This is a genomic window from Vibrio sp. 378 (assembly GCF_033339435.1).
The window spans coordinates 1-587 of the sequence record NZ_JAWOUO010000855.1 but is presented as its reverse complement, the minus strand read 5'-3'; the positions used below and the strand labels follow the sequence as shown (position 1 = coordinate 587).

The window sequence follows — 587 nt, the reverse complement described above, 5'->3', positions numbered from 1 at the left end:
CGAGATTGAAACGCTACCAAACAGTCTGGGTGAAAGGCCGCGCTTAAGAAAGCTTGCACTGGCGGGGAATCGCATCAAACGACTGCCAAGTAGCATGGAAAACTTAGTTAATTTGGAATTGGTTCGTCTCTCTGCGAACCAGCTAGAGCACTTTCCGGATGTGCTGATGAAGCTACCTAAATTGGCATGGTTTGCTTTTGCAGGTAATCCATTCTGCAAACACCCATCTTCGCTAGACAGTGTGCCGAAAGTGACCACAAACAGTTACTCGCTTAACCATGTTCTCGGCCAAGGGGCAAGTGGCGTGATTTCTCATGCTAACTGGATTGACGCTCAATACGACTTCCCGAGTGAAGTTGCGGTAAAAGTGTTCAAGGGCGAGGTCACTAGTGACGGTTACCCTCATGATGAACTTGAAGCGTGTTTGCAAGCTGGGCATCACAACAACTTAGTAAAATCCATCGCGCAAGTGGATGACGGTAAAGAGCTTGCGTTGGTGATGGAGCTGATTCCAAACAGTTACTACAACTTGGGTTTACCGCCAACGTTGGAAACCTGCACCCGAGATACGTTCCCACAAGGGTTTA

The 587-nt window shown here is 48.2% G+C and carries 1 protein-coding gene; it reads left to right on the top strand.

The window, feature by feature from the left end; all coding sequences use genetic code 11:
- Window positions 1-587 (top strand): protein kinase (locus tag R7Q48_RS29230; protein WP_318133861.1); only part of this gene is annotated, 587 nt, incomplete at both ends.